This is a genomic window from Microbispora hainanensis (assembly GCF_006874475.1).
Taxonomy (GTDB): Bacteria; Actinomycetota; Actinomycetes; order Streptosporangiales; family Streptosporangiaceae; genus Microbispora; species Microbispora hainanensis.
In genome coordinates this window covers 71,448-89,789 of record NZ_VIRM01000035.1, presented here as the reverse complement: position 1 = coordinate 89,789, position 18,342 = coordinate 71,448, and the positions used below count along the sequence as shown (strand labels likewise).

14 protein-coding genes are annotated in these 18,342 nt (G+C 71.4%); 9 read left to right on the top strand and 5 right to left on the bottom strand.

The window, feature by feature from the left end:
• Positions 1-950: 950 nt before the first annotated feature.
• Complete coding sequence (locus FLX08_RS25825) at positions 951-2,237, top strand: cupredoxin domain-containing protein (protein WP_142622234.1); 1,287 nt, start codon at positions 951-953, stop codon at positions 2,235-2,237.
• A 114-nt stretch (positions 2,238-2,351) separates the two neighbouring features.
• On the opposite strand, the gene FLX08_RS25820 is transcribed toward FLX08_RS25825, so the two are convergent.
• The 4 genes from FLX08_RS25820 to FLX08_RS25805 form a co-directional block, all read right to left on the bottom strand.
• Positions 2,352-3,872, bottom strand: a complete 1,521-nt coding sequence (locus FLX08_RS25820; RefSeq protein WP_142622232.1) for a glycoside hydrolase family 3 protein — start codon at positions 3,870-3,872, stop codon at positions 2,352-2,354.
• A 118-nt stretch (positions 3,873-3,990) separates the two neighbouring features.
• Positions 3,991-4,842, bottom strand: a complete 852-nt coding sequence (locus FLX08_RS25815) for a carbohydrate ABC transporter permease (protein ID WP_142622230.1) — start codon at positions 4,840-4,842, stop codon at positions 3,991-3,993.
• Positions 4,839-5,846 (bottom strand): carbohydrate ABC transporter permease, encoded by a 1,008-nt coding sequence (locus FLX08_RS25810; protein ID WP_244312891.1) that lies wholly within the window; start codon positions 5,844-5,846, stop codon positions 4,839-4,841. Before FLX08_RS25810 ends, FLX08_RS25815 begins: the two co-directional genes overlap by 4 nt.
• A 12-nt stretch (positions 5,847-5,858) precedes the next feature.
• Positions 5,859-7,190 (bottom strand): sugar ABC transporter substrate-binding protein, encoded by a 1,332-nt coding sequence (locus tag FLX08_RS25805; protein WP_142622226.1) that lies wholly within the window; start codon positions 7,188-7,190, stop codon positions 5,859-5,861.
• 215 nt (positions 7,191-7,405) lie between these two features.
• Between FLX08_RS25805 and FLX08_RS25800 the strand changes: the two genes are divergently transcribed.
• Together FLX08_RS25800 and FLX08_RS25795 are read left to right on the top strand one after the other, a co-directional pair.
• Positions 7,406-8,581, top strand: coding sequence for an ROK family transcriptional regulator (locus tag FLX08_RS25800; protein WP_142622225.1), 1,176 nt, complete (start codon positions 7,406-7,408; stop codon positions 8,579-8,581).
• 16 nt (positions 8,582-8,597) lie between these two features.
• Positions 8,598-9,281, top strand: a complete 684-nt coding sequence (locus tag FLX08_RS25795; RefSeq protein WP_244312890.1) for a M15 family metallopeptidase — start codon at positions 8,598-8,600, stop codon at positions 9,279-9,281.
• Positions 9,282-9,331: 50 nt separating this feature from the next.
• Here the strand turns inward: FLX08_RS25795 and FLX08_RS25790 are convergent, their stop codons facing one another.
• Positions 9,332-14,494, bottom strand: a complete 5,163-nt coding sequence (locus tag FLX08_RS25790; RefSeq protein WP_142622223.1) for an Lhr family helicase — start codon at positions 14,492-14,494, stop codon at positions 9,332-9,334.
• 153 nt (positions 14,495-14,647) lie between these two features.
• Here FLX08_RS25790 and FLX08_RS25785 point away from each other — a divergent pair, with 153 nt between their 5' ends.
• The 6 genes from FLX08_RS25785 (at position 14,648) to FLX08_RS25760 (ending at position 18,302) form a co-directional block, all read left to right on the top strand.
• Positions 14,648-15,136, top strand: a complete 489-nt coding sequence (locus tag FLX08_RS25785) for a VOC family protein (protein WP_142622221.1) — start codon at positions 14,648-14,650, stop codon at positions 15,134-15,136.
• A 77-nt stretch (positions 15,137-15,213) separates the two neighbouring features.
• Positions 15,214-15,408: a DUF3046 domain-containing protein gene (locus tag FLX08_RS25780; RefSeq protein WP_142622219.1), complete on the top strand. Its 195-nt coding sequence runs from the start codon at positions 15,214-15,216 to the stop codon at positions 15,406-15,408.
• A gap of 255 nt (positions 15,409-15,663) precedes the next feature.
• Positions 15,664-16,044: a hypothetical protein gene (locus FLX08_RS40820; protein WP_167530567.1), complete on the top strand. Its 381-nt coding sequence runs from the start codon at positions 15,664-15,666 to the stop codon at positions 16,042-16,044.
• Positions 16,041-16,349, top strand: coding sequence for a winged helix-turn-helix domain-containing protein (locus FLX08_RS25770; RefSeq protein WP_142622215.1), 309 nt, complete (start codon positions 16,041-16,043; stop codon positions 16,347-16,349). The genes FLX08_RS40820 and FLX08_RS25770 overlap by 4 nt, the downstream gene beginning before the upstream one ends.
• Positions 16,342-17,220 (top strand): ABC transporter ATP-binding protein, encoded by an 879-nt coding sequence (locus tag FLX08_RS25765; protein ID WP_142622213.1) that lies wholly within the window; start codon positions 16,342-16,344, stop codon positions 17,218-17,220. The genes FLX08_RS25770 and FLX08_RS25765 overlap by 8 nt, the downstream gene beginning before the upstream one ends.
• Positions 17,217-18,302 carry an ABC transporter permease gene (locus FLX08_RS25760; protein WP_142622211.1) on the top strand — a complete coding sequence of 362 codons (1,086 nt, stop codon included), beginning with the start codon at positions 17,217-17,219 and terminating at the stop codon, positions 18,300-18,302. Before FLX08_RS25765 ends, FLX08_RS25760 begins: the two co-directional genes overlap by 4 nt.
• Positions 18,303-18,342 lie beyond the last annotated feature (40 nt).

Below are 18,342 nucleotides of genomic sequence, written 5' to 3'. Positions count from 1 at the left end.
GCCTCACCCGGTTCCCCTGCGGTCTTGCGGGTGGTCTTGCCGGCGGTTTCCGCGGTGGCTTGACTTGCCACGGCGAACGGTGCGATCGCGGCGGCTGTCGCCGCGGTGGTGGCGAAGGCGCGCCGCGACAGCAGGCGTCGCGGCACATCGCTGCTTTTGTCGGTCATGGTTCCCAATCGGTGACGGCGCTCGCCCACGGGTGGCGAGCTGGGGGGTGGTCCGTGACGCCGGCGGCGAGCCGGCCGAGCCGATCCGGAGGACTTTGTACAGGTGTAAGGGCACTTCCGTCGATAAGCAGGATTCTTTCGCTGGTTTCTCTGGGAAGTATGGTAACGAACGAGTCTACTTAGTCATAGATGTGGACTAAATACGGCCAGAATGTTACGTTTCCGCCGAAGCGTCTCAGGAGTGGTCACCAGTCTCTGAAGGGATGTAGGACGTCACGGCACCGCTGCCGTCTCCGGAAACGATCGATCGGCGCAGAGACGAGGAGATCGACGGGGTCGGTGCCACGTCCGACATCGGCGAGCCCGGTGGCCACTGCTGCTGACCAGGTAGTTCTTCCGAAGGTTGCTGTTGCCCCCCCCTACAACCGAAGGAGCCGACGATGGGCCGAAGAGACCTCTTCGCACACCCCGGCCACCCGCCCGGCGCCGTGTCGTGATCACAAGGGAGACGTCGCCCTGACTCCGGTCGTGGCGACGCCGCCCGTCATGGCCGCCCGACCTACCACCGCTCCGACGCCGACACCGCCTGGCCGAGTTCCGCGACGCCTGTGTGCGCGAGCTCTCCCGCCCGGCACGCCCCCCGAGTGACGTCGGCCGAAGCGCGATGTCCGACGGCCGAGGCATCAGATCATGAGAGGTACACGGTATATGCGCATCAGATCTTCATCGGGCTTCGTCCGTGCTCTGCGGAAGGCGCTCACAACCCCGGCCACGTTCGGACGCATGGCCCTGGTGATCGTGGCAGTGGCACTGCCGACGGTGTGGCTGTCGGGAGTCGGGGCCGCGGCCCAGGACCAGGGTCAGCAGGCCGGCCAGGCGGCGGAGCAGACGCTCGTCTGGACCGCCGACAACAGCTACACCGAATACAAGTCCGCGCCGACCACGGCGACGGCCGGCCTCGTGACGATCGTCTTCGAGACCAACGCGTCGACCGGCAACACCTTCGGGATGACGCACACGCTGACGTTCGACGACGACAGCCCGGGCTACAACCACGACGTCAACGTCAACATCATGGCCAGCCCCTTCGACACGAGCGGGGGCAGGCACGAGGTTCAGGTGACCCTCACCCCCGGAACGTACCGCTACTACTGCGAGATCCCCGGTCACGCGGGAATGGTCGGCGAGCTCGTGGTCACCAGCGCAGACCCCACCGACACGACGCCGCCGCAGGTGTCGGCGTCGGTGACGGGCGACAAGAACGCCGACGGCGACTACGTGGGTTCCGCCGCGGTGACCATCTCCGCGACCGACGACGAGTCGGGGGTGGAGACGGTGGAGTACGCCCTGGACGGCGGTGCGTTCCAGGCCTACTCGGCTCCGGTGCCGGTGGACCAGGTCGGCGAGCACACGGTGCGCTACCGGGCGACCGACAAGGCCGGCAACACCTCCGAGGTGCAGTCGGTGATGTTCACGGTTGTGGCCCCGCAGCCCGAGGACACCACCCCGCCCGAGGTGTCGGCGTCGGTGACGGGCGACAAGAACGCCGACGGCGACTACGTGGACTCCGCCACCGTGACCATCTCCGCGACCGACGACGAGTCGGGGGTGGAGTCGGTGGAGTACGCCCTGGACGGCGGTGCGTTCCAGGCCTACTCGGCTCCGGTGCCGGTGGACCAGGTCGGCGAGCACACGGTGCGCTACCGGGCGACCGACAAGGCCGGCAACACGTCCGAGGTGCAGTCGGTGACGTTCACGGTGGCCGCGACGCCGCCCGCCGAGACTCCGCTGACCGTCACCGCCTCGTCCCGTTGCGTGGGCTCGTCGGTGTACGTCGCGGTCACGGCCGTCAACGACGGCGACGTGCCGGCGACGATCACGCTGACCACCCCGTACGGCACCAAGACGGTGGCCGACGTGGCCCCGGGCAAGCAGGCCTACCAGTCCTTCAACACCCGGGCCGGGCAGATCGGCGCGGGCAAGGCCACCGTGACCGGGACGTCGCTCATCGACGGCGAAGAGGTCACCACGTCCTACGAGGCCGCCTACACCGCGATCAGCTGCGGCTGACGTCACGGGCGTACGGCACCGGGGACGCCACCGTGGCGAACAGGGGCCGACCGGCCGATGCGCCGGTCGGCCCCGCCCTCTATCTACAGCCCCGCCCTCTACAGCCCTGCCGTCTTACAGGCCCGCCACCGAGGGGCCACCGCTCAGCAGCTCCACCGCGGCCCGGGCGTTGGCTCGGGCCGCGCCGTACGTCGCGATGTAGGCCCCGGCGCCGGGCCGCCAGATCGGCAGGCCCATCTCCACGACGACGGCGTCCGGGCGGGCGGCGAGCAGTGCGGAGACCAGCTCGCGGCTGTCCGGGTGGCGGTGGGCGTCCTTGACGACCACGATCAGCGAACGCTCCCGGGCCCGGCCGAGCAGCTCTCCGGCGTCGGCCTCCGACGGCTTGACCCGGACGATCTCGGCCTCCGGCAGCCACGGCGCGATCCCCCAGGGCACCTCGCCCACCGCGATCGTCGGCGGCGTGTCGATCTCGACCACGAACGGATCGGCCAGCGGCCCCGCCGAGCCCGTCAGCGAGACGGCGCGCCGGGCGGCGTCCAGGCCGACGACGTCGCCGTCCGCGGCCTCCCCGTTGACCGGCGACAGGTGCGTGCCGTCGAACCAGTCGCGCAGCCGCTCCACCCGGGCGGCGGCCTCCTCCAGCCGCTCGGCGGCGAGCCTGCCCTCGGCGACGGCGTCCACGATGTGGTCCACCATGCCCCGGACGTCCTCCGCGGTGGGCAGCGGCCCGAGGCACAGCAGGTCGGCGCCCGCGGCCAGGGCCCGCACCGCGCCCTCCGCGAGCCCCACGCTCCCGCTGATCGCGTGCATGTCGAGGGCGTCGGTGAGCACGACTCCGTCGTAGCCCAGCTCGCGGCGCAGCAGCCAGGTCAGCGCCTGCGCGCTGAGCGTGGCGGGCAGGTCTCCGGTCAGCTCGGGAACCGCCACGTGCGCCGTCATGATCGACTTCGCCCCGGCCTCGATCGCCGCGACGAACGGAACCAGCTCGCGCTCCCTCAGCACGTCGAGCGGGGCGTCCACCAGCGGGATCTCCAGGTGGGAGTCCTGATGGGTGGCGCCGTGACCGGGGAAGTGCTTGACGCAGGCGGCGATCCCCGCCGACTGCAGGCCGCGTACGGCGGCGACCGTGTGCCGCGCCACGAGGTCCGGCGACGAGCCGAACGACCGGGTGCCGATGATCGGGTTGTCGTCAGCGGTGTTGACGTCGGCCACCGGGCCGATGTCGAAGTTCACCCCGCACCGCGCCAGGTCGGCGGCCATCGCCCGGTAGACCCGCTCGGTCAGGGCGACGTCGTCCACGGCGCCGAGGGCCGCGTTGCCCGGGTAGACGCTCCCGGTGTGGTAGGCCAGCCGGGTGACGTCCCCGCCCTCCTCGTCCAGCGAGACGACCGGGCGGGCCGCCTCGTTGAGGCGGGCGGTGAGCGCCGCGACCTGCTCGCCGTCCGCGACGTTGAACCCGAAGAGGCAGACGCCGCCCAGACCGTCCTCCAGGCCGCGCAGGACCCAGTCCGGCGCGGTCGTCCCCTGGAACGAGATCAGCAGTGCGCCCGCCGCGAGCCGGTGCAGGCCCGGGTCGCCGGTGCGCGGGGACAGGTCGGCGGCCCCCGCCAGGGGGTCGCGGGTGGCGGACATGATTCTCGGCTCCTTAGGTGACGGTGGGAGTGAGGGCGCGCGGGCAGGGCCCGTACGGCCACCGGATCCGGTGGCCGTACCAGCGGCCTTCAGGAGAGCGGGTCGGGTGGCGGAGGGGTTATCCCTTGACCGCGCCTGCGACGAGGCCGGAGACCATCCGCCGCTGGACCAGCAGGAAGAAGATGAGGACCGGGATGGTCATCAGGGTGGAGGCGGCCATGATCCCGCCCCAGTCGGTCGATCGCTGACCGACGAAGAACTGCAGCGCGACCGGCATCGTGTACTTGCCCTGGTCGCTGATGAGGGTCAGGGCGTAGACGAACTCGTTCCAGGTGGTGATGAAGGCGAAGATGCTGGTGGCGACGAGACCGGGCGCGACGAGCGGGAACAGCACCCGCCAGAACGTGGTGAACCGGCCCGCGCCGTCGATCCAGGAGGCCTCCTCCAGCTCCTTGGGCACGGCCGCGACGAACGTGCGCAGCATCCAGACGGAGAACGGCAGCGTCAGGCCGACGTTGATGATGATCAGGCCGAGCAGCTGGTCGTACAGGCCGAGCCGCTTGACCATGGTGAACAGCGGGATCAGCAGCGCCTCGGCCGGCACCATCTGCACGATCAGCAGCAGGATCAGGAACGAGGTGCGGAACCGGAAGCGGAACCTGGCCACCGCGGTCGCCGCGAGCAGCGCGAACACCGCGCCGAGCACGACGGCGCTGAGCGCCACCAGCGTGCTGTTGAACAGGTATTGCCAGATGGAGTGGCCGGCGACGCCCTTGGTGAAGACCCGCGAGACGTGGTCCATCGAGGGCGGGCTGGGGAACGGGATGAAGCTCGTGGTGAAGATCTGGTCGTTCGGCTTGAAGGCCGTGGTGACCATCCAGTAGACGGGGAAGACGGCGAAGAGGAACACCACGACCCCGGCCGCGTTCAGCGCGGCCCGTCCGAGCCTCCTGCGGGCGAGCGGGCTCATCGGATGTCGTCCTCCGTCTTCACGATCTGACGCACGTACACGAAGGTGATCAGCAGCAGGATCACGGTCAGCACGACCGCGATGGCGGCGCCCAGGCCCATCTTCGGCGGGCTGCTGAACGCCTCGGCGTAGCTCCACAGCGACAGGTTGAACGCGTCGCGGTTCACCGTGCCGCCGGCCAGCAGGTAGAGCTGCGTGAAGACCTTGAAGTCCCAGATGATCGACAGCACGACCAGCACCGAGAACACCGGCTTGAGCAGCGGAAGGGTGATCCTCCTGAATGTGCGGACCGCGCCCGAGCCGTCCATCTTCGCCGCCTCGTACAGCTCCGAGGGGATGCTCTTGAGCCCCGCGAGCACCGACACCGCGATGAACGGGAACGACGCCCACACCACGGCCACGATCAGCACGAAGTAGAGCGTGAGCGTGTCGTTGAACCACGGGTGCCCGCTCCAGTCGGCGTGGCCGAACACCAGGTTCGACAGCCAGTCGGGCAGGAGGTTCAGCGTCCAGTTGACGATGCCCGAGTCGGAGTCGAACAGCCACTTCCACACGATCGCCTGCGCGGTGGGCGGGGTGGCCCAGGCGGCCATGATGCCGACGACCACGAAGGTCGACATCTTCGGGCCGAGCTTGTTGAGCAGCAGGCCGACGAGGGTCCCGAGGATGAGCGTCAGCGCGACGGTGACGACGGCGAAGACCACCGTGTTGCGCAGCGACGTCCAGAACAGGTCGGAGTCGAGGATCTGCGTGTAGTTGTCCCAGCCGACGAAGTCGGCGGGCGCGGGGTTGACGGCCTTGATCTGCCGGAGTCCGACCTTGTGGAAGGACATCTCGACCATCTGGTACAGCGGGTAGAGCAGCAGCACCGCGATGACCAGAAGGCCGGGCAGAAGCAGGACGTAGGGGACGGCCTTGGGGGACAGCCCCGGCCCGCGCGCCCCCTTGCGACTGCGCCGCGACGGGGCGGAGGTGTCGGCTCCGCCCCGGGCGAGGGTTGACATCTGAGTCATGATCTACTGGTTGAGAATCGTCTCAAGCTCGGTGTTCGCGTCCGTCAGAGCCTGGTCGACGCTCTTCTTGCCCTCGATCACCTCACGTGCCGCGTTCTGCAGCACGGCCTTGGTGTCGTTGGCCTCCGCCCAGTTGGGGCTGGCCGGGAAGCCCTTGGCGACCTTGAAGGTGTCCGTGAACGGCTTCTGGGCGGGGTCGCTGCCCATCTCCTCCAGCGCGTCGGGGTAGAGCGGGAGCAGGCCGCCCTCCTTGGCGTACCGGACGCCGAACTCCTTGCCCGCGGCGAGCTTGACGTACTCGAGGGCGAGCTCGGGGTTCTTGGCGTCCTTCCAGACGGCGATGTCGTTGCCGCCCTGGAAGGCCGGGGCCGGGCCGGAGCCGTCCTTGGCGGGCAGCGAGAAGAAGCCCATCTTCGACTCGTCGACCTTGCCCTTGCTCTGCTCCTTGATGGCCGCGATGTCCCAGCCACCCGTGACGTACATGCCGACCTTGCCGGCGGCGAAGCGCTGGGCGATGTCGACGGAGTTCTGCGTCAGGCGGCCCTTGCCGGACACGCCGTCCTTGGCGACCAGGTCCGTGTAGAACTGGAAGCCGTCCTTGAAGCCCGGCTGGGTGAGCTGGCCCACCCACTTGCCGCCCTCGAACTTGGCGAAGTCACCGCCGGCAGACCAGACGAACGGCGACAGCGACATGTTCGCGTCGGAGCCGCCGTTGAAGGCGAAGCCGTCGACGTCCTTGCCCTGCTTGTCCACGATCGTCTTGGCGGCGGCGACCAGGTCGTCCCAGGTCTTGGGAACCTCGATGCCGAGCTTCTCGAACCAGTCCTTGCGGTAGAGCACGGCGCGGGTGCCGCCGCCCCACGGCACGGCGTAGATCTTGCCGTCGATCGTCTCGTAGCTCCACAGGTTCTGCGGGATCTGCTGGAGCTCGGAGTCGCTCTTGGCGGCCTCGGTGATGTCGGCGAGCGCGTCCTGCGCCACCCAGGCGGCGACCTGGTCGTTGCCGAACTCGGTGACGTCCGGGCCCTCGCCGCCGGCGAGCGCGGTGGTCCACTTCTTCTGCGCGTCGGGCCAGGGGATCCACTGGACCTTCGCCTCGGCGCCCGTCTGCTCCTTGAACTTGGCGTTCAGGTCGTCCATGTACTTGGTGAAGACGTCGGTGGGGGCACCGAGTCGCCACACGGTAAGAGTCTGGCCGGCGAACTTCGGACCGCTCGCGGCGGCGGAGGCCGACGGGGCGGTCGTGCTTCCGGAGTCGTCGCTTCCGCAAGCGGCGAGTCCCAGGGCCAGGGCAGCGGTCGCGGTGGTTGCGACCGCGAGCTTCACGATCTTCACGATTGGTCTCTCCCTTCCCGGCTTCGCGTCGGGGGTGCGCCTCGTGGGGGGTGTCGGCGGGCCGCTCACCTGCTGGAAGGCGCTCTCCTTTCGGTCGGCGCTCTGGCGTCCCGAGGCTGATCGGTTGCCTCCGGGCTGGCTGGCGATAAACTAACAAGAAACTTTCTTATAAAAAAGACCGCGTTAGCGGATCGTGACGAGAGGGGAACCAGCCGGTGCCTCAACGACCGGGTACGCCTCGCCTGCTCCGGCAGATCAACGACCGCGCGGCATTGGAACTCCTCATCTCCAGAGGCCCGCTGACCAGGGCCGAGTTGGGAGAGCTTACCGGGCTGTCCAAGGTCACATCCGGCCAGCTTCTGGCCCGTCTGGAGACGCGCGGCCTGGTCACGGCCGCAGGGGAGCGCCCTGGCGGGCGCGGCCCCAACGCCGCCCTGTACGGCGTCAACCCCTCCAGCGCGTACGTCGCGGGGCTGGAGGTGCTGCCCGGCAGCGTCACGGCCGCCGTCGCCGACATCGCCGGCACGGTCGTCGCCCAGGTGACCGTCGACCCGAGCGAGGCCGGCGACCCCGTGGGCCTCGTCCACGAGGCCGTCCAGCGGGCCTGCGGGACGGCCGGGATCGAGCTCACCCGGCTGCGCTGCTTCGTCATCGGCACGCGCGGCGTGGTCGACCCGCTCACCGGCGACGTGCGCTACTCGGTCGACCTGCCCACCTGGCACGTCGGCATCCTCGCCGGGCTGCGCACCCTGCTCGGCGAAAGCGTGATCATCGAGAACGACGTCAACCTCGCGGCCCTCGCCGAGCAGGCGTACGGCGCCGCGCGGGGCGCCGACGACTTCGTGATCCTCTGGACCGGCGTCGGCCAGGGCCTCGGCGTCATGATCGGCAACCGGCTGCACCGGGGCATCACGGGCGGCGCGGGCGAGATCGGCTGGCTGCCCGTCCCGGGCGAACCCCTGCCCAGCGCGGTCACCGCGCCGCAGACCGGCTCCTTCCAGCGCCTCGTCGGAGGAGAGGCGCTGTGGAACCTGGCGCGCGCGCACGGCCTCCCTGCCCCGGACGCACGGGACGCGGAGGTCGCCGACCTGGTCCGTACGGCCATCGACGCCGGCAACGACGACTTCCTCGAAGATCTGGCGGGGCGGCTCGCGGTCGGGGTCGCGGCGGTCTCCGTGGTCCTCGACCCGGGGCTCGTCGTGCTCGGCGGTGACGTGGGCAGGGCCGGCGGCGGTCATCTCGCGGAGCGCGTCGAGGAGGCGGTGGCGCGGGTGTGTCCGAGCCGTCCCACGGTGGTGACGACCGGCGTGGAGGGCAATCCCGTTCTCATGGGTGCGATCGTCGCGGCATTGGACCGAGCACGTGAAGAGGTCTTTTCGGACACTGTCTGACGGTAGGTTGATCCTCATGCCCGATTTTCCGCGTGATCGCTCCGCCATGCCCGCCCTCGACGAGGGCCCGGTGCTCATCTCCGACCCCCGCGTGACCTCTATCGAGGTGGACGAATGCGGGGAGAAGCTGAGCGACGTGCGAGGGCGGCTGCGAGTGGACGAGCGCCTCGCGGACCCGGCCGGGGCCTACGCCCATCTGCGCGAGGGTCTGCTCGCCCGTCTGGAGGAGGCCCAGGACCTCCTGCCCGCCGGGTGCCATCTGGTGGTGGTCGAGGGTTACCGCCCGCCGTCGCTGCAGACGAAGTATTTCGAGGAGTACAAGGACGAGCTTCGGGCGGCGTACCCCCGGCTGTCGGGTGCGGAGCTGCACGTCGCCGCGAGCCGCTACGTCTCGCCGATCGAGGTGGCCCCGCACACGGCGGGCGCGGCCGTCGACCTCACGCTCTGCGACGACGACGGAGTGGAGCTCGACATGGGCACGGCGGTCAACGCCACTCCCGAGCAGAGCGGCGGCGCGTGCTACACCGCCGCCCCCGTGGGAGCCGAGGCGCGGCACAACCGCGACGTGCTGCGCGCCGCCCTGGAGGCGGCCGGGCTGGTCAACTACCCCACCGAGTGGTGGCACTGGTCGTACGGCGACCGCTACTGGGCCATGACCCGCCGCGTCCCCGCCGCCATCTACGGCCCCGTCGAGCTGTAAGAGTCACGCCTCCACGGACCGTCCGTACGGCCCGGCGGTCGGGCCCTCGATCAGCTGCGGATGCGCAGGCCCCGGGGGGTGGGATGGAACCCGGCGGCTTCCAGGGCCTGCGCCAGGGGTGAGTCGGTGATGGCGGCGCCGTCCGCCCGCTCGACCGTCAGCTTCCCCAGGGCCCCCCGCTTCACGGCGACGGCCAGGGCCTGCACGGCCGGCCGCAGGTCCTCCTCGGGCCCATACGAGAGCAGGGTCTTCCCACCCCGCTCCACGTAGAGGATCAGCGTGCCCTCCACCAGCACCACCAGCGCGCCGGCCTTGCGGCCCGGCTTGTGGGTCACGTCGTCGGCGCGGTCGGGCCAGGGCAGGGCCGCGCCGTAGGGGTTGGCCGGGTCGGTCGCCGCGAGCACGACCGCACGGCGGGGCGGCGGCGGGGCGGGGATCGACCACAGGTCCTCGGCCGGATCGGGGCGCGTGGACGACTGCGCGGAGAACCGTGTGGATGACATGGCGCGCATGCGGTCGACCGCGCCCGGCAGGGCGAACTGGGCCCCGCCCAGACCTTCGACGAAGTAGCCCCGGCGGCACCGGCCGCTCTCCTCGAACGCGCGCAGCACCTGGTAGACGGCGGAGAAGCCACCGGGCAGGCGCTCGCCCGTGATGCCGCCTCGCGTCAGCACGCCGTGCCGCTCCAGCAGGACCTCGGCCTGAGCGTGGGCCCGCTGGGTGGCGTCGGCCGACGGCGCGGGCAGCAGCCACCATCGGCCGCTCACGGTCGGCGGGCCGCTTCTCGTCGGCAGCACCGCCCGGCGGCGCCTTGTCGCCGGCGGCCGGTGGGCGGGCCTCCCGGTGCCCAGCGTCGAGCGAAGCGGGGCGAGCGTGTCGCCGGTGATCCGGCCGGCCCAGACGAGGTCCCACAGGGCCGCCGCCAGCGTCGTGTCGTCCGGTGCCGCGCTCCCGGGCGTGACACTCGTCGAGGCACCCGCCGCCGCACTGCCGGGCGTGACCCCCGGCGCGGCGCGGCCGAGGATTCTGGCCCGGCGGGCCGAAGCGGCGTCAGGGCCGGGCAGGGGCGGCACCGCGTCGCCGAGCGCCGCAGTCGCGATCCGGTTGGACAACTCGCGGAAGAACAGCGCGCCGCCCCCGCTCAGGATCTCCAGGATCTGCTCGTGCAGCGGAGTCATGGTGATCTCCGACGGCGCGGGGAGCAGCAGGGGTGCGGTGTCGGCGAAGTAGAGACCGACCCACCCGTCGCCGCCGGGCAGGGACCCCTGGCCCACCCAGACGACCTCCCCTGACGAGGTCAGCTCGTCGAGCAGGGCGGGAGAGTATCCGGGCACTCGCGCGGGGAGCACCAGCGACTCCAGCGCGGAAGCGGGGACCGCCGCCCCCTGCAACCGTTCGATCGCCGTGATCAGCGCGTCCATGGCCCGCGCCGAGCCGTGGCCCGGGCCGCTCTGGGCGCCTGGCGCCGCGAGCCCGCTCCCGCCGCCGAGTGCGCCCTGCGAGCCGCTGCCCTGCCAACCTCCGGCCTGCCGGCCGCCGGCCTGGCCGCCGCTGACCCCGCCTTGCCGGCCGCCGCCCTGGCCGCTGCCGGCCGGCGTGCCGCTCTGCGGGACGATGCCGTGCCAGGTGGGCAGGAACGCCGCCAGCGTCTCCGGCGGGACCGGCTCGACCTCCTTGCGGAGACGCGCCAGGGACCGCCGCCGCAGCAGCCGCAGCACTCCGGCGTCGCACCACTCCTCGCCTCGGCCGCCGGGGCGGAACTCGCCCGCGACCACCCTGCCCGCCGCCGCGAGACGGCGCAGCGCCTCGTCCACCACCGCGACGCCCACGCCGAAGCGTGCGGCGGCCGTGCCGGAGGCGAACGGCCCACGAGTGCGGGCATGGCGCGCGACCAGGTCGCCGAGCGGATCGGGAGCGGCGGCCCGGCCCGCCCCGCCGGACCCACCGGCGAGGGGCGCTTCGAGGAACTCGTGCGGGACGCCCACCGGCAACGGCACCCCGAGCGCGTCGCGCAGCCGCCAGGCGTCCTCTACCGCGGCCCATTGTTCGTGGCCCGCCACGCGCACCCGGATGGCCCGGCGTGCCCGTTCCAGGTCGGCGAGCCAGCCGGGGTCTCCCTCACGGATCGAGACGTCCTGGGCGAGCAGCGGGCCGTGCGAGCGCAGCAGGTCGGCGAGGTCCTCGGCGTCGCGCAGCGGCCTGTCCAGCCGTGCCAGCTCGCGCTCGGTCTCGGCGACGACATCCGGGTCGAGCAGCTCCCGCAGGTCGGCCTGTCCCATGAGCTCGGCGAGGAGCGCGGTGTCGAGGGCGAGCGCCTGTGCCCGCCGCTCGGCCAGCGGGGCGTCACCCTCGTACATGAACGCGCCGATGTAGTTGAACAGCAGCGACGCCGCGAACGGGGACGCCTGGGAGGTCTCCACCTCGACCACCCGCACCCGGCGGGCGGCCACGTCGCGCATGAGCTCAACCAGGCCCGGCACGTCGAAGACGTCCTGCAGGCACTCGCGCATCGTCTCCAGCACCACCGGGAACCCGGCGTACTTGCTCGCGACGCCGAGCAGGTGGGCCGCACGCTGGCGCTGCTGCCACAGCGGGCTGCGCCTGCCGGGAGAGCGGCGGGGCAGCAGGAGGGCGCGTCCGGCGCACTCCCGGAACCGGGAGGCGAACAGAGCCGAGCCCCCCAGCTCCTCGATGACGATCTCCTCGATCTCCTCGGCGTCGAAGACCGCGACGTCGGTCGGCGCGTCCTCGAAGGTGTCGGGCACGCGCAGCACGATGCCGTCGTCGGAGTGGACGGCCTGGACGTCGACGCCGTACCGCTCGCGCAGCCGCCGCCCGATGGCGAGCGCCCAGGGGGCGTGGACCCGCGCGCCGAAGGGGGAGTGGATCACCAGGCGCCAGTCGCCCAGCTCGTCGCGGAACCGCTCGACCACGAGCGTGCGGTCGTCGGGCACGTAGCCTGTCGCCTCCCGCTGCTCGGAGAGGTAGGCGAGCAGGTTGCCCACGGCGTAGTCGTCGAGCCCGGCCGCGCGGACGCGCTCGCGCACCTTCGCCGGGTCGCCCCGGCCGCCCGCCCCCGCGGCGGACAGCTCGCGGAGGAACGCGCCGATCGCCCGGCCGAGCTCGGCGGGCCGGCCCGGCGTGTCGCCGTGCCAGAACGGCAGCTTGCCCGGTTGCCCGGGGGCGGGGGAGACCAGCACCCGGTCGGCGGTGATGTCCTCGATCCGCCACGAGGTCGCGCCCAGCACGAACACGTCGCCGACGCGGGACTCGTAGACCATCTCCTCGTCCAGCTCGCCCACGCGCGACGCCTTCTCGCCCACCAGGAACACGCCGAACAGCCCGCGGTCGGGGATCGTGCCTCCGTTGGTCACCGCCAGGCGCTGCGCCCCCGGACGGCCCTGGAGGGTGCCCGTCACCCTGTCCCAGACGATGCGCGGCCGCAGTTCGGCGAACTCCTCGCTCGGGTAGCGCCCGGCGAGCATGTCGAGCGTCGCCTCCAGCGCGCTGCGCGGCAGCGTGGCGTACGGCGCGGCCCGGCGCACCAGCGTCTCCAGCGAGTCGACCGTCCACTCGTCGAGCGCGGTCATCGCGACGATCTGCTGGGCCAGCACGTCGAGAGGGTTGCGCGGATAGCGGATCTCCTCGATCTGCCCCGCGCGCATGCGCTCGGCGACGACGGCCGTCTGGACCAGGTCGCCCCGATACTTGGGGAAGATCACGCCGCGGGACACGGCCCCGACCTGGTGCCCGGCACGGCCGATGCGCTGCAGGCCGCTCGCCACGCTGGGCGGCGCCTCGACACAGGCCACCAGGTCGACCGACCCCATGTCGATGCCCAGCTCCAGGCTGGAGGTGGCGACCACCGCGGGCAGGCGGCCCGACTTCAGCGCCTCCTCGATCTGGGACCGCTCCTCCTTGGACACGGAGCCGTGATGCGCGCGCACCACCTCGGGAATCACGCCGCCCGAGGCCCCCGCCTGGGCCATCAGCTCCGACGGCATGGCCGCCTGGCCGGTCCGCCGGGCGTCCGTGTGCTCGGTCTCCGCGGGGTGAGCCTCGGGGGTTTCGCGCAGGCCGGACCATCGCGCGTGCAACTCCTCGAAGGCGTCCGACCAGTGGGCCGGATCTCCCGGATCCGGGTTCGGACTCTCACCCGGCGCGGGCGCGGTCCGCCGTTCCCAGGCGAGCTCGTTGAGCCGGGTGCACAGACGCTCCGACAGACGCCGTGAGTTGGCGAAGACGATCGTGGACCGATGGGCCTCGATCAGGTCGAGAAGATGCTCCTCGACATGCGGCCAGATGCTCCTGCGGTGCTCCGGCGACTCGCCGTCGACGCCGGGCGGAGGCGGCGCCAGCTCGGTCATGTCCTCCACCGGCACCACGACGTCGACCTCGATGACCTTTTCGGAGGGCGGCTGCACGACCGTGGCCGGGCGGGACCCGCCGAGGAACGTCGCCACCTCCTCGACCGGCCGTACGGTCGCCGACAGCCCGATGCGCTGGGCCGGAGCGGGCAGCAGGGCGTCGAGCCGCTCCAGGGTCAGCGCGAGGTGCGCCCCGCGCTTGGTCCCCGCGACGGCGTGCACCTCGTCCACGATCACGGTCTCGACGCCGCGCAACGCCTCGCGCGCCTGCGAGGTGAGGAGCAGGAACAGGGATTCGGGCGTCGTGATCAGGATGTCGGAGGGCCGGGCGGCGAAACGGCGCCGGTCCTCGGCCGCCGTGTCTCCGGAGCGGATCGCCACCGAGATGTCGGGGGCGGGCAGGCCCATCCGCAGCGCCGTCTGCCGGATCCCCGTAAGCGGGGCCCGCAGGTTCCGCTCGACGTCCACCGCGAGAGCCTTCAGCGGGGAGACGTACACGACCCGGCAGGGCCGGGGCGGCCCCGCGTCATCCTTCCGGCCGCGTCGCACGCCGCGGCGGCCGCCGGGCCGCCGCGTCTCGGCCCCGGGCGAGGAGGGAAGGCCCGCCTCGGCTCCCGGCGTAGCCAGGCTCGTCGTGTGCTCGACGGCGAGGCGATCGACGGCCCAGAGGAAGGCCGCGAGCGTCTTGCCCGACCCGGTGGGCGCGACCACGAGCGTGTTCTCGCCCCGCGCGATCGACGACCACGCGCCCTCCTGCGCGGCGGTCGGCGTCGCGAAGGCGCCGGTGAACCACTCCCTGGTCACCGGGCTGAAGCCGTCGAGCGCACCCACCTGCCCATAATGCATCGCCCCACCGACAGAAAACGCCGCACCGCCATCCGTCGCCAGGCGACGGGCACCGCTGCGAGGAGATCGCGGGGAACGGGGGAGGCGGCGAACACGGCTGCTCCCCTCACGCGTCTGGTATGAGATGCCGCTGTCAGGACATGCTTCCTCAGTATGGAAATCGACTACGCGGCCATCGAGACGGAGCGCGCGCGGATCCGCGAGCGCTACCTGAGCGAGCGCCGTGCCCCCAGCAGCGCGAGGGGTCTGCACCACTTCGCACTGATCTCGTCTGACGTGGAGCGGACCATCCGCTTCTACCACGAACTCCTCGAGTTCCCGCTGACCGAGATCTTCGAGAACCGCGACTACCGCGGGTCCAACCACTTCTTCTTCGACATCGGCAACGGCAACCTGCTGGCGTTCTTCGATCTCCCCGGCCTCGACCTGGAGCCGTACAAGGAGGTCCTCGGCGGACTCCACCACATCGCGATCTCCGTGGAGCGGGCGACGTGGGAGCGCCTGCGCGGCAAGCTCGACGCCGCCGGCGTGCCCTACCAGGTGGAGAGCGGCAGCTCGATCTACTTCCGGGACCCGGACGGCGCCCGCCTGGAACTGCTCGCCGATCCGCTGGGCGAGATGTACGGCACGCGCGTCATGTGACCCCGTCTCCCGGCAGCAGGGTGGCGGGCGCCCGCGGCCCGGACAGGACATCCGGGCCGCGGCGTCATACTGAACGCATGCGCCTCACAGACTTCTGGAACAGGATGCGCCGCCACTTCGGGGAGGCGTACGCGGAGTCGTGGGCGAAGGACTACGTGATCTCCGGGCTCGGCGGACGCACGGTCGAGCAGGCCCTCGCGGAGGGCGTGGCGGCCAAGCAGGTCTGGCAGGCCGTCTGCGAGGAGGTCGACGTGGACCCCAGGCTGCGCTGAGTCCCCTCTCCTCCTGAGCGGCGCGCCGCGCGGGCGTTATCGCTCTGTGGCGCCCTCCATCCACTCCACCCCGTGACCGCGGCGGTGTGGCCCCGTCGCGCGCCGATCCGTCCATGTCCCATGCCTCAAGTCGTCTACGACAACTACTTGAACGGTGGTTGAGTGCTTGCTAGTGTGTTGAGCAGATGAACACGGAGGAAGGGCATGGCCGGAGATCACTTCACTCCCGATGAAGCGCTCCAGGAAATCGGGCGCGTGGATCGGCGGGTCCGGCATTCCTCGCGCGGGCCCGGGCGGGCATACCTGATCGTGGGACTGGCCACGATGGTCTACTGGCCGGCGATGTTCCTCGGCGGCCGGCCGCTGCCGTTCCTCGCCGGGGTCGGGTGGATCGTCCTGACGGTCGCCCTCTGCGTGTACTGGGCCCGGCTGCGGGTGCACAACCGGCTGCTGAAGCGGATCAACGGGCCGATCACGGCCGCGTACGTGGTGACGATGATGGTGCCCTTCGTCGTGGGCGTCTGGCTGCGCCCCGACCGGCCCACGGCGGGCTGGACGGCGGTGCTCGTCGTGGTGTCGGTGCTCGCCGGGCTGCCCCTGGTGTACGGCGGACTCCGCCTGATGAGGAACCGATGACCGCCCATCCGCGCCACGAGCTCGACGAGATCATCCACGCGCCCGTGAGGCTGTCGATCATGGCGGCCCTGGCGGCGGCGGACAGGGCCGACTTCCGCTTCCTCCGCGACACCATCGAGGTCAGCGACTCACTGCTCAGCAAGCACATCCTCACGCTCGAAGAGGCCGGCTACGTCCGGGTGGACAAGGCCTTCGTCGGCAAGCGGGCGCGCACCTGGCTCTCGCTGACCGATCAGGGGCGTGCGGCCTTCGACACCTACATGGACGTTCTGCGACGGATTGTGGAGGCAACCCCCCGTGCTTGAGATCGACGGCCTGCGCAAACGCTATGGAGACAAGACCGCCCTCGACGGGGTGGGCTTCGCCGTACGGCCGGGCGAGATGTTCGGGTTCGTCGGCGCCAACGGCGCGGGCAAGACGACGACGATGCGGATCGTCATGGGCGTGCTCGACGCCGACTCCGGCGAGGTGCGCCTCGGCGGGCGCCCCCTGACGTACGACGACCGCCGCACGTTCGGCTACATGCCGGAGGAGCGCGGCCTCTACCAGAAGATGAAGGTCGCCGAGCAGATCGAATACTTCGGCAGGCTCCACGGGCTCGCCCCGGCCGCCGCGCGCTCGGCCACCGACGCCCTGATCGAACGGCTCGGCCTGGTCGAGCGGCGCGACGACGCCGTGGAGGCGCTGTCGCTCGGCAACCAGCAGCGGGTGCAGCTCGCGGTCGCGCTCGTCCACGAGCCGGCGGTCCTGATCCTCGACGAGCCGTTCTCGGGCCTCGACCCGCTGGCGGTCGACGCGCTCGCGGAGGTGCTCAAGGACCGCGCCGCCGCGGGCGTGCCGGTGATCTTCTCCAGCCACCAGCTCGACCTGGTCGAACAGCTCTGCGACTCGGTCGGCATCATCTCGGCGGGCCGGATGGTGGCGTACGGACCGGTCGGCGAGCTGCGCGAGCGGGAGGGCCGCGGGGTGCTGCGGGTCGTGGTCAGGGACGCCGCGCCCGGCTGGGCCGACGGCCTGCCCGGCGAGCTCACCCGTGAGGGCGACCGCGACGTCCTGCTGTGCGAGGAGGGCGACGACCAGGACATCCTGCGTACGGCGATGGGGGCCGGCAGGGTGGAGCACTTCGGCCGCAGGCAGCCGACGCTGGCCGAGATCTTCAGGGAGGCGGTGGCATGAACGGCCTGTGGCTGGTGGCCCAGCGGGAGATCCGCACGCGCATCAGGACGAAGTCGTACTTGATCAGTCTGGCCGTGAGCGCGGTCCTGGTGGCGGCGCTCGCGTTCCTGCCGAAGGTCTTGGGCGGCGACGACACCTATGACGTCGGCGTGGTGGGCGAGGCGCCTCCGCCCGCGGCCCAGCTCGCGTACTCCCCGTTGCCGGACGAGGCGGCCGCGCGGAAGGCCGTGGTCGACGGAGACCTCGACGCGGCCCTGATCAAGGGGGACAAGGTCCTCGCGAACGGCGAACTCGACCAGCGGCTGGGGCTGATCCTGGAGAGCGCCCACCGTGACGCGCAGATCAAGGCGGCCGGTCTCACGATCACGCCGCTGACGGTGGAGTCGGTCGGCGCCGACGCCCGCTATCAGGGCGTGCGCACCGGCATCGCCACCCTGATCGTGATGGTGCTGTTCTTCCTGCTCATCTACTCCTCGATGTTCGTCGCGATGGGCGTGGTCGAGGAGAAGGGCAGCCGCATCGTGGAGATCCTGCTCACCTCGGTGCGTCCCTGGCAGCTCCTGGGCGGAAAGATCGTCGGGCTGGGGGCGCTGGGGCTGGTCAACCTCGTGGTGGTCATCGCCGCCGGTCTGTCGGCGTCGTCCGCGACCGGCTTCACGGCCGACCTGCCGCCCGGAATGGGGGGAATCGTGGTCAGCGCGGTCGTCTGGTTCGTGCTGGGCTACGCCTTCTTCTCTGCGCTCGCCGCGGCCTTCGGCTCCCTGGTGTCGCGGCAGGAGGAGCTCAACAGCGTCCTGACGCCGATGACCATGCTCATGATGTTCACCTACCTGACGGCCTACTTCGCCGCCGTCGAGCCGACGGGCACGGTCGCGCGCGTGCTGTCGTTCGTGCCGCCGTTCTCCTCGATGGTCATGCCCGTGCGTACGGCGGCCGTCGACGTGCCGCTGGTGGAGATCCTCATCGCCGCCGTGCTCATGGTCGTGGCCGTGGTGGCCGTCCTGCTGGGCGCGGCCCGTGTCTATCGGCGGGCGGTGCTCCGCACCGGCGCCCGGGTCAAGCTGGGCGAGGTCGTCCGCTGACGGCAGGGGCGAGGTCGTTCGCTGGGGGCGGGGGCGAGGT